We start from the raw sequence: 10,142 nt of genomic DNA on the forward strand, positions 1-10,142 counted from the left end.
CCCCCTCGGGGGGGCTTTGTTTCCCCGCCCCCCGCCGGGCCCCCCCGGGCCCCGCCACTACGGGTTGCAGGTGTTGCGAGCTTCGCGGCTTACGCCGCTCCCACATCGCTCCTATCCTGCCCCTACGTCGCCATCCGCCGCAGCGCCAAGTTGTAGCTCGTCGCATAGATCGCGGTTACCGAGAGCGGCACCACGATCGTGCGCAAGATTTCAGGCGTGCCAGCGATCCAATGGATGCTGCTGAGCAAGCTCAGCGAAACCGCAACAGCAACCACCGGCGGCACCCAATAACCGGCGCTTCCGGGCAAACGCGCGGACAGCGCCTCGATCATGCGCTTCAGGAACAGGGTGATCAGCGCCGACAAGATGCCCTGCACTACGCCTGCGATCAACGGCCGCGGCATCGCGTGCGCAAGATTCGCGAACGTGGCCCAGCTACCCATCGCAATGAACGCCACGGCCATATGCAGGGCGCTGTTGCGGGCGGTGGCTGCGGTGGATGTCGGCACGTGATGGTCCTGCGGGCTTGTTGTGGCGTGGCAGCGCAGCATGACCGATGCGCCAGCTGGCAATCAACCTCGACCCGCTAAGGTATCCGTCGCTCGCGAACGAGTAAGCCGGTGTTCCGCTCGCAAGCGATCGGCTTGCTCAACGGCACCTGCAACCGAGCAAAACGGCGGCCAGAGGTGCAAGCGCATCCTTTCAACGGCACTACGTCCGGATACCGCCCGCTGCCCAGACCTCAACTCACTCATCCAGCCCAAGGAATACCCGCATGCGGCCCAGCTCCGCGTCCAGCCCGTCGACAAACCCAGCGTCACGCGGCGCCCGTCCTTCGACGTACTGCAGTTGCGCACTCAACGCGCCACCAGCCACCGATAGATTGCCCCAACCAATGACCCTATCGCCCCACAGCAGCGGCAACGCGTAGTAGCCCAACTTGCGTTTTGCCGGCGGGGTATACGCCTCGAAGCGGTAAGCCCAACCCCACAGCAGCTCAAAGCGACGGCGATCCCAGACCACGGGATCGAACGGAGTCAGCAGGCGCACCTGGCTATCCGGCTTCCAGCGACGGCTTTCCGCACGCTCATCGGCAGGCCACAGCCAATCAATGCCATCCACCCTCGCCCGCTGCAGACGCAGGCGCGCACGCGCCAACGCCGCTTTGCGCGCATCCTTCCATTGCGGGACACCATTCCCCAGATAGGCCACCAGCTGGCCGAGGCTTGCATCGGGAAGCGGTGCGTACTTGCCAACAATCAGGTCGATCAATGCATCCATGCGCGCATCGATCTCGGCAGCAGTTACCGCCAGCGCCGCGTCGCGAACTGCATAGACGCGCGTGCCGCCATCGCGCCGTGCCACCCGCAGCAGGCCGCGGTAATGCATGCCATCGAGCAACTGGGTGCTGGCATTGGACGAGCCGCCAAACCAGTTGGTGGTCTTGCCATGTGCAAAGTGCGCATCAACCTCACGCGGGTGGACCGCACCGCGCTCGGCGATGAAGGACTGCACCGCCTGCGCCTGCTTCCAGCGTGCCGGCGTCCACTCCATCCGAGCCTGTCGCGGGTGCATCAGCGCCTGGTGGTCGCGTGGCAGGAAGCCATAGTTGACGAAGAAATCTTCCTCGATGGGAAGTCGTGGATAGCGCCGCTCCAGGTCCCCGGCCCGGTATCCCAGGACCCGGTGCCGCAGCGTCAGGTCCTGCGCCCTTGCTGGCGCACGGATAGGATCAGCCTGCACGAACCCCAGCTTGGCAATCGCCCGCATCAGCGTGGTCGGCTTGAACAGCGTGCGGGCGACCGCGTAGCGGCGCAGGTGGTCGAGGGTGAGCGTCATGGGCGGATGATGCCAGCATCCGTGTCTGCGGGAACATAGTTCCAGAAGCCACGAATGCCGGCCTCATGCACTTCTGGCCGTGCCGCTCGCGATCAACGAAGCTCGCTGACCGAACGGCAGTAATACTCGGCCAAGGCAAAGCCCAGCGGCTGCTGTTCGGTCAGGCCCCACTCGGCCGTCAGCGCATTGGCATCAACCCGCATCACCTGCGATTGCACGCCGCGCTTTTCCAGCAGCGCAGGCAGCTTCTTGCCGAACTCGCTGTCGCGGCTGTCGGCGCTGGCGACAATGCAGACCGGCATGGCGGCGGTGATGGGCGCCTCGGCGATCATTTCTTCCAGGTCTTCCAGGCTGTCTTCATCGTTGTCCAGCTCGTCGATGCCAGCATCTTCCTCGGCGAGGCGGTATTGCAGGTTATCCGCGTTCATCAGCATCACCATCAGCGACGGGGTGCGTGCCGGTCTTGCTTCACATTTGGAAGGCGGTATCTGGCCGACGATGGGCGCGGTGCTTCCGTCCGCTTCCAGCCGACGGATCGCGATGCCACAGCTGCCACCTTCGAAGTCGCGGATCATATCGCCTTCGTAGTCCACACCGGGCTCCGGTACGAAACCGAGCTCGATGCCACGACCGCGGTTGCAGGTCCAGCCCGATCCGTTGGCGATGTTCGCCTGCAACAACACCGGCTGGCCGGGCACCAAGGCGTGCTCGGTGTAATAGGGGCTGGCCCACAGCTTGTCGCGCGTGGCCAGGTTGCGGCTGTCGTCGGTTTCCGGCATGCCGATGGAGATGTTCTCCGGCTTCTTGCGGACCATCGCCTTGAAGTAGTTCCCCAGCGAGCCCGACGCTTCGATCTCTTCGTCGTACTCCTTCCTGCAGACCGCGTTGGTATACATCGTGAGCCCTACGCCGTTCTGACCGAACAGGCGGATGCGCGCCGGGCGCTCGACCTTCGCTTGGGCTTCAGGGGCAGCGAGGCTCTCTCCTGCACCGGCATCCGCACGCACATCCACACACGCAAACGCCAGCAAGGCCAGCGACAACAAACGAATCTGCATTTACTCGACTTCCATTTCGACAAGGATGGTTGCAGGGACAGGCGTCCAACACCGCGCCAAAAGAGAGACGCAGGAAAAAGATGCTGGTGTTTCCCCGAGCGGAATTCTATAGACGTCGATCCAGGGCGTACACACTCTGGGGGCTGCAGGTCATCCCAAGGACTGCGTCAAGAAGCCGGCTCGGCCACCGCTGCATCGCCGCCCGTATGAAGCAATCCATCTTCCTTCTGCCAGGCCGTGATCGATACGGAAGTCGCGCATGCACCTCCCCTGCCCCGCCCGCCAGCCCTATCCCAGCCAGATTTGCAAGACCAAGGAAGGGTTCCAACGGCTACGCAAGCAATTCAAACGCGCAGGACCTTCGAGCCCGTTCCCGCTACCACGCAAAAAGAAGGGCCGAGGCAGCAGGCGTGCTGCCCCGGCCCCCGCAGCAATCAGATGCTGCAAGTGCTTCTGCTTCAGCTGCCCAATTCGATGCGGGCAACGGCTTCCTCAGCATCCTTCGGGTCGCTTTCGCCGTTCTTGATGCTGACGTACAACACGTTGTTCTTCGCATCCAGTGCCAGGCTGTTCGGGTGGGTCGGCACCGACCAGCTGGCCACCTGCTGGTAGCTGTCGCTGTCGTAGGCGGTGACGCTGCCGGCTTCGCGGTTGGTCACGTACAGGCGCTTGCGCTCGGCATCCAGCAGGATGCCGAGCGGGCCGGCATCGGTGGGGATGCTCGCCAGCTCTGCACCACTGCTGCGGTCCAACACCAGCACCCGCTTGCCCGGATGACGCGAGACGAAACCTTCGATGCTGCTGCCCTGGTACTTGCGAATCATCTCCAGGCCTTGGTCGGTGACGAACAAACGCGTGCCCGCAGGGTCCAGCGCGATGTTCATCGGCTGCTCGGCACTGACCTGGAAGCGCTGCTCGACCTTGCCGCTGTCGGTGCCCACGGCGACCACTTCGCCAAGCAGATTGCTGGTGTAGACGCGCTTGCCGGCCGCGTCCAGTGCCAGGCCCGGCGCCTTGGCCTTGCCCAGCCCCTCAATGGTGTCGATCAGCTGCAACGACTGCGTATCGACCACAAACAGCACGCTGCCTTCCTGCGAATGCCCGGTGACATACAGGCGATGGTTGGGCGCATCCACCACCAGCTCGCGCAGGTCATGGCTGTAATACGACTTGCCGTCCTTGCCGGTGACCTTCTCCATCAGCTGCACGGTGCCGATGGCCTTGTTCTGTGCGGTATCGACCACCGTCACCGAGGTATCGACGGTGTTGCCGACGTAGAGGCGATTGCTGGCATCATCCAGCACCACACCGAAGCCCTTGCGCTCAAGCGGAATGCGCTGCTGCACGGCAAGCGTGGTGGGGTCCAGACGCAACACCTGGGCCGGGCCGGCAGCATCGCCAAAACCGCCGGAAGACGCGACAAAAACGGCATTCTGCGCGGGGCTGTAAGCCAGTTCGTACAGACCTTTGGCGATGGCCTGACGCTGCACGGTGATAGCGGCGTTGCTATTGGCAGCAACCGGCGACGCTGCCGAAGCAGCCGGCGCAACTACCACGAGAGAGACCGCCAGCGCGAGCGCAGCGGAACGGAACAGAGGGGATTTCGACATTGCGAGCCTCCTTGATAGGGCACGAAGGGTGTCCTGGCTCGCTGCGCCGTTGTCGAACGGGAATGGCTGGCTGGTGCCGGCATGTTAGAGCAAAACCGGGGTCAGAGTCAGGTTCTTACAGCAAACAACCCACTCCCCGGATCGATCCACCACACCAGTCACCTTAGCGTTGCAGACGAGCGGCCACCGGAGTTCAACATGGCAAGGCGACCACGAATCGATCCGCCGGGCGTAGCCCAGCACGTGATTCAGCGCGGCAACGACCGGCAACCATGCTTCTTCCGCGACATCGACCGCATGCGCTACCTGCAGGATCTGCACACGCTCAGCATCGAGCGCGAATGCAGCGTGCATGCCTATGTATTGATGACCAACCACGTCCATCTGCTGATGACGCCCGCTGAATCCGGCGCGATCAGCGGCCTGATGCAGGCATTGGGCCGGCGCTATGTCCGCTATATCAACGACGCCTACGAGCGCAGCGGTACGCTATGGGAAGGCCGCTACAAATCGCACCTTGTCGCGAATGACGAGCACCTTCTGCGCTGTTATCGCTACATCGAGTTGAATCCTGTCCGCGCCGGATTGGTGCCGCAACCCGCCGACTATCCGTGGTCGAGTTACCGGCACAATGCCTATGGCGTGGCGAACCCGGCCATACAGGCCCACGTCTGCTACGCCACGCTGGATGTCTGCGAGAAGCAGCGACAGGCGGCGTACCGAAAGTTCGTGCAGGGCGCGAATGACGAAGACATCGCGAGCTTCCGTGACCACCTCAACCGCCAGCAGCCCATGGGCAACGATCGTTTCCGGGCCGCGATCGAGGCGCAGTTCGGCCGTAGTCTGACGCCTGGTAAGAGTGGCCGGCCCCGAACGGCGGGGCCGGCGCGCTAGTGCATCGACTGCAGTGGCAACCTTGCGCTGATCAGTTCGCCGAGCTGCGAATACCTGACTCTGACCCCGGTTTTGCTTTTGCTCCGCCGAGATGCTGGCTTAGGAAGGCGAGCAGGCGGGCGTAGTACTCACGGCGGTGCGGCTCGGTGTAGAAGCCGTGGCCTTCGTTCGGGTAGTACAGGGTTTCCACCGGTACGCCTGCGTTCTTGAGGGCGCGTTCCATGCGCTTGCTGTGCTCGATGGGTGCGCGCTCGTCCTTGCCGCCGGCCGCCAGGAACACCGGCACCTTGATGCGGTCGGCCAGCGATACGGGCGAACGTGCGCCCAGATCGCCGCGCTCGCCCAGCCACTCGCCCGCCCAGGTTCGGCCGGATTGGCTGCGCTGGGAGGTGTTGCGATGCATCAGCTCGAGGTCGTACACGCCGACATAGCCGGCCGCGCAGCGGTAAAGGTCCGGGTCGCGTGCCGCGCCCATCAATGCAGCGTAACCGCCGTAGCTGGCACCGTAGATGCAGATGCGCTCGCGGTCGGCGACACCTTCGTTGATTGCCCAGCGGGTGGCATCGGCCAGGTCGTCCTGCATGCGCGCCCCCCACTCGCGGCTGCCCGCCTCGGTATACGCGCGGCCGTAGTTGCCTGAGCCACGGTAATTGACCCGCAGCACCGCGTAACCGGCCGCTGCAAGCAGCTGCGCGTCGTCGTCGAAGCGCCATTGGTCGAAGATGGTGAACGGCCCGCCATGTGGCAGCAGCACCATCGGCCGTGGCCCGTTCGCGGGCTTCAAGGGCTCGGTCAGGTAGCCGTGCAGCTGCATGCCATCGCGGGCGCGGAAGCTGATGTAGCGCGACGGCGGCACCTGCTGCGGCTCGAACCACTCGCGGCGGCTGAACATCCGGTCGGCCTTGCGCTCCTGGGTATCGAACAGGAAGTAGTCACCGTTGTTGCGGTCACTCCACACGAACAACAGCACGTAACGCCCGTCGCTGGTCGACGAGGTCATGCGCACCGCATCATTCACGAAGACCTTTTCCAGGCTGCGGTAGAAGCGCGCAGTACGCGCGGTCTCGTCGAAGAAGCGGTTGCTGACGCGCTCGTTCATGTACGAGGCACCGATTGGTGTCTTGCCATCGAGGTCATAGAGGACCTGGTAGGGATCAACCAGCGGATCGCGCAGCAACTCCACCTCGGCACCGCTGGCCGGGTCCCAGGACACGATGCTGTCCGGCCCGCTGGCGTGTTCCACCTGCAGGTAGGCGAGCTTGCCGTCCGCGCTGAACCCCAGCGGGAAACGCCGATGGCCGCTGCTGCCTTCATCGTTGATCAACCGCCAGTCCTGCCCGCGCGCCTCGCGGTAGAACAGTTTGGAAACATTGTCGGCCTTGGCACCCACCGCAAAGCGCACTTCACCGGCCTGGTCGGACACGAAGCTCGCCCGCTGCACCGGTACCTCGGCAATACGCACGCGGTTGCGGCTGTAGATGTCGAGCTTTTCGATACGGACGACCGGATCACTCGCCACCGGTACCGCCGACACCAGTACGTTGCGTGTATCGCCCGCCAACGGATCGAGCATGTAGACCGACTGTTCGAAGGTATTTCGCACCTCCGTGACCAGCCCGGGATGTTCGCGCACACCGTAAGGGCTGGCCAGCAACATGCTGTACTTGCCGTCCACGTTGACTGCATACAGTTCGCCGACCGATACCGGCTCATCACGCGAACCCTGCTTGCGCGACAGCGACACCACCACCCGCTCATCGTTGGCCCACCAGAAATCGTCGACCACCGAATCCGGGCCGCCCATGATCTTGGCGGTGAAGGCCTTATCCTCGCGGCGCAGGATAAGCAGCGCAGTGCGGTCTTCCAGCGGCTTGGTGACCGCGAAGTGCTTGCCGTCGGGCGAAATCTTCACCCACTCATAGACGTCCTGCTGCACGAAAGGCGTGAGATCCAAAGTCTCCCCTGCCCGTGCCCCCAACGACACCGCACACAACACAAGCGCCAACAAGATCCGCATCCTGCCCCTCCTCAGCAATCCAGCCCCCGCTGGTCGCCGGAGCATAGGTGAAAACCGGGGTCAGAGTCAGGTTTCCGCATCGCTCCCACTGCGTCCCAGCCGATTCCCTACTTCCGGGCTTCGCGCTTCTCGAGATCCGCGCTGCACTGCAGCTGCACAGCGCGCTCAACCCGATAGCCGATTTTGCGCGCCATCGCCTCCATGCCATCAAGACGCGCATGCAGAAAGCTATTGACCGGCAGCAGCGCTCGCACATGCTCACTGATCGGAATGGACCAGTTTTCCGCAGCCGAATCATGCGCATTACCGGGTTCGCCCAAGCGCCAAGGCAGCATCAGCGCCTTCTGCGAATCCGAGTACAACACCTGCCGGCGCCCGTCGGCCCAGATCAACTGGATGACCGCGAAGGGATAGTCATCGGTCCAGCTCATGCCGTTGCCGTACAGGTCGTCCACCAGTGCCAGCACGCCCATGTTCTCGACGTATTGGGCGCCTACCAGGCGCTGCGCGGCTTTGCTGCAGCCGTTCGGCGGAAAAGTCTCCCAGTCCCCGCTCGGGATCAGCTGGCCGCGACGGTAGCGCGCAGCCACGCCGCGAACACCACGTCCCCGATCCCAGGCTGGCTCCCGAATCGCTTCAACCAAGGCGGTTACCGCAGCGGCATCGACGTCACGCTGCACGCGCTTGCGACCGCCATTGCGGTCCTCGTAGCTGCCTTGCAAGGTGTAGTCCTGCCTGCCGGCCAGCCGCTCGAGCACGAAGCTCTCCTCGATCATGTCCCAGCCCATGTGCTGGTAGCTGATCAGAACCCGGGTTGGCAGGCCCTCCCCTCGCGCAGCGGCGGTCGTCGGCAGGATCAGGCCAAGCGGCAGAAGCAGCGCCGTCCCGGCCATCCAATGGCGACGCGGATGTCGCAAGGCTTTAGCGTGCCCCGGGCCTGTACGGCCGAGAAGCGAATACGGAGAACGGATGCGACGACGTGCGAACAAGGCGCGAACGTCAGTACGCCGAGCAAGCCAGGACCTGTGCAACGCAAGTAAGAACCACAGCCGCATGCCACTTTCCTTGATGTTTGGCCACCGCCGGGTGATTCGGCATGGCCCAAGCGTGCCAGCAATCCGCCCCCGGCGCAGCCGACTAATGCACCGTATCCAGCGCCGCGTTAACCCGACTCTGACCCCGGTTTTGCTCTACGCGGTTGCGGCCGGTGTGTTTGCCTCGGTAGAGGGCGGCGTCGGCTTGTTGCATGGCGTGGGCCAGGTCGGCTTCGCTGGAGAAGCTGTCGGAGACGCCGATGGTGACGGTGCAGCGCAGGCCTTCGTAGCGCGGGCCCTGCAGCATCACTGCCTGCTCGATGCTGCTGCGTACACGCTCGGCCACGCGCAGGGCCGAGGCTTCGTTGGCGCCCACGCAGATGGCGGCAAACTCCTCGCCGCCCAGCCGGCAGAGCAGGTCGTCCTTGCGCACCGAAGCGCGCAGGGCTTCGGCCACGCCGCAGAGCACTGCATCGCCGGTCTGATGGCCGTAGTTGTCATTGATGCGCTTGAAATGGTCGACGTCGATCAGCAGCAAGCGCGCAGTGGTACCCGGTCGCCGGAAGCAGGCATCCAGCGCCGTGCCCAGGCCGCGGCGGTTGAGCAGTTGGGTAAGCGGATCGTGGGCCGCAATGCCGCGCAGCCTGTCGGTCAGGCGGCGCAGCACCAGCCAGACGATCGATGGCGGCAGGATGGTCGCCAGCGAGCACATATAGACATAGAAGATCATCGAGAACTGGCCGTCCATGCTCAGCGCCTCGAAACCACCGGACAACAACTTGACGATCTTGATGACGTTCAGCACGCAGATGCCGCTGATCAAACCAGCAAACAGCAGCACCTCCCCCCGCAGGTCCCTGGCGAAACTGCGCACACCGTACAACAGCACCGCCACCATGCCGACGAAGGACACCGCACAGGTGCCGGCCAGCAGTACGTAACGCGCCACCGGGCCGAGCGTCCAGTTCACCACGATCTGCAGCAGGCTGTAGCCCACGGCCAGGTACAGCAAGGGCATCGCCAGCGGCGTGGAGCGGCCAAAGAACCGCGCCCCGCCCACGCAATACGCCAGCAGCGAGCACAGCGTGAGCGTGTGGTTGACCATGCTCAGCCAGCTCCAGCCCGGCGCACCTTCCATCAGCTGCAGCACATAGGCCCCGCCGAGCATCAGGTTGCCCACGCCGAACACGTCCATGCCCATCTTCTCGTCCTGCAGGCGACGACTGATGAGCAGGAACATCACGGTGAAGCTCAGCAGGTAAACGCAGAGCATGCCGACTAGGAGGGTGGCGATCATTGGGTGTTCGACAAAAAGGCAGGCGAAGGCGCGCTGGTCCACCTCATGTGGAACGACGGATGCCAAACAAGAACTCGCAACGCTGCCGCTGATCCCCCGGCACCGCGTTGTCCCCGCGCGTATCGTACCGAATTCGGTTGGGGTTACGGGGTTTGCGGCGGGCTGGAGAGGGCATGTAAACGGTTACGGGGCCTCTTACGTTGGCCGGGGTAAAAACCGGGGTGGGGGGGGGGGGTGGGGGGGGCGGCCCCCCCCCGCCCGGGCGACCGGGTTTTGGGCCCGGGTTGGGGCCGCTTTTTGACCCCCGCAGGGGGTGCTTTTCCCTTTACTTGATACCTAAGGGATATCTCCAACTTCCGAAAACCCTGTTGAGCCCTTGTGGCACAAGGGTTT

At 64.0% G+C, this 10,142-nt stretch carries 8 protein-coding genes; 1 reads left to right on the forward strand and 7 read right to left on the reverse strand.

Going from position 1 to position 10,142, the window contains the following annotated elements:
• Positions 1-122: 122 nt before the first annotated feature.
• The 4 genes from ACVOLI_RS19305 to ACVOLI_RS19320 form a co-directional block, all read right to left on the reverse strand.
• Positions 123-509 (reverse strand): hypothetical protein, encoded by a 387-nt coding sequence (locus ACVOLI_RS19305; RefSeq protein WP_481615618.1) that lies wholly within the window; start codon positions 507-509, stop codon positions 123-125.
• Between the two features lie 238 nt (positions 510-747).
• Positions 748-1,839 carry a DNA glycosylase AlkZ-like family protein gene (locus ACVOLI_RS19310; RefSeq protein ID WP_481615619.1) on the reverse strand — a complete coding sequence of 364 codons (1,092 nt, stop codon included), beginning with the start codon at positions 1,837-1,839 and terminating at the stop codon, positions 748-750.
• A 92-nt stretch (positions 1,840-1,931) separates the two neighbouring features.
• Positions 1,932-2,897, reverse strand: a complete 966-nt coding sequence (locus ACVOLI_RS19315) for a hypothetical protein (protein WP_481615620.1) — start codon at positions 2,895-2,897, stop codon at positions 1,932-1,934.
• 458 nt (positions 2,898-3,355) lie between these two features.
• Positions 3,356-4,507, reverse strand: a complete 1,152-nt coding sequence (locus ACVOLI_RS19320) for a YncE family protein (RefSeq protein ID WP_481615621.1) — start codon at positions 4,505-4,507, stop codon at positions 3,356-3,358.
• A 198-nt stretch (positions 4,508-4,705) separates the two neighbouring features.
• On the opposite strand from ACVOLI_RS19320, the gene ACVOLI_RS19325 reads away from it, so the two are divergent.
• A complete protein-coding gene (locus ACVOLI_RS19325; RefSeq protein WP_481615622.1) occupies positions 4,706-5,401 on the forward strand; it encodes an REP-associated tyrosine transposase in 696 nt (231 codons plus the stop codon).
• Between the two features lie 31 nt (positions 5,402-5,432).
• Here ACVOLI_RS19325 and ACVOLI_RS19330 read toward each other — a convergent pair whose 3' ends face one another.
• The 3 genes from ACVOLI_RS19330 to ACVOLI_RS19340 form a co-directional block, all read right to left on the reverse strand.
• On the reverse strand, positions 5,433-7,418 hold the full coding sequence (locus ACVOLI_RS19330; RefSeq protein WP_481615623.1) for an alpha/beta hydrolase family protein: 1,986 nt from the start codon (positions 7,416-7,418) through the stop codon (positions 5,433-5,435).
• Between the two features lie 107 nt (positions 7,419-7,525).
• Positions 7,526-8,335, reverse strand: coding sequence for a hypothetical protein (locus ACVOLI_RS19335; protein WP_481615624.1), 810 nt, complete (start codon positions 8,333-8,335; stop codon positions 7,526-7,528).
• Between the two features lie 220 nt (positions 8,336-8,555).
• The gene (locus ACVOLI_RS19340) at positions 8,556-9,749 is read right to left on the reverse strand and encodes a GGDEF domain-containing protein (protein WP_481615625.1); all 1,194 of its coding nucleotides are present in this window, start codon (positions 9,747-9,749) and stop codon (positions 8,556-8,558) included.
• Between the last annotated feature and the right edge of the window lie 393 nt (positions 9,750-10,142).

The sequence above is a fragment of the Stenotrophomonas sp. STEN029 genome, from assembly GCF_056760015.1.

Bases quoted from the DNA above. Each gene is read 5' to 3' on its own strand.
- ACVOLI_RS19330 (WP_481615623.1), bottom strand. From the start codon at position 7,418: ATGCGGATCTTGTTGGCGCTTGTGTTGTGTGCGGTGTCGTTGGGGGCA.
- ACVOLI_RS19315 (WP_481615620.1), bottom strand. From the start codon at position 2,897: ATGCAGATTCGTTTGTTGTCGCTGGCCTTGCTGGCGTTTGCGTGTGTG.
- ACVOLI_RS19310 (WP_481615619.1), bottom strand. From the start codon at position 1,839: ATGACGCTCACCCTCGACCACCTGCGCCGCTACGCGGTCGCCCGCACG.
- ACVOLI_RS19340 (WP_481615625.1), bottom strand. From the start codon at position 9,749: ATGATCGCCACCCTCCTAGTCGGCATGCTCTGCGTTTACCTGCTGAGC.
- ACVOLI_RS19325 (WP_481615622.1), top strand. From the start codon at position 4,706: ATGGCAAGGCGACCACGAATCGATCCGCCGGGCGTAGCCCAGCACGTG.
- ACVOLI_RS19320 (WP_481615621.1), bottom strand. From the start codon at position 4,507: ATGTCGAAATCCCCTCTGTTCCGTTCCGCTGCGCTCGCGCTGGCGGTC.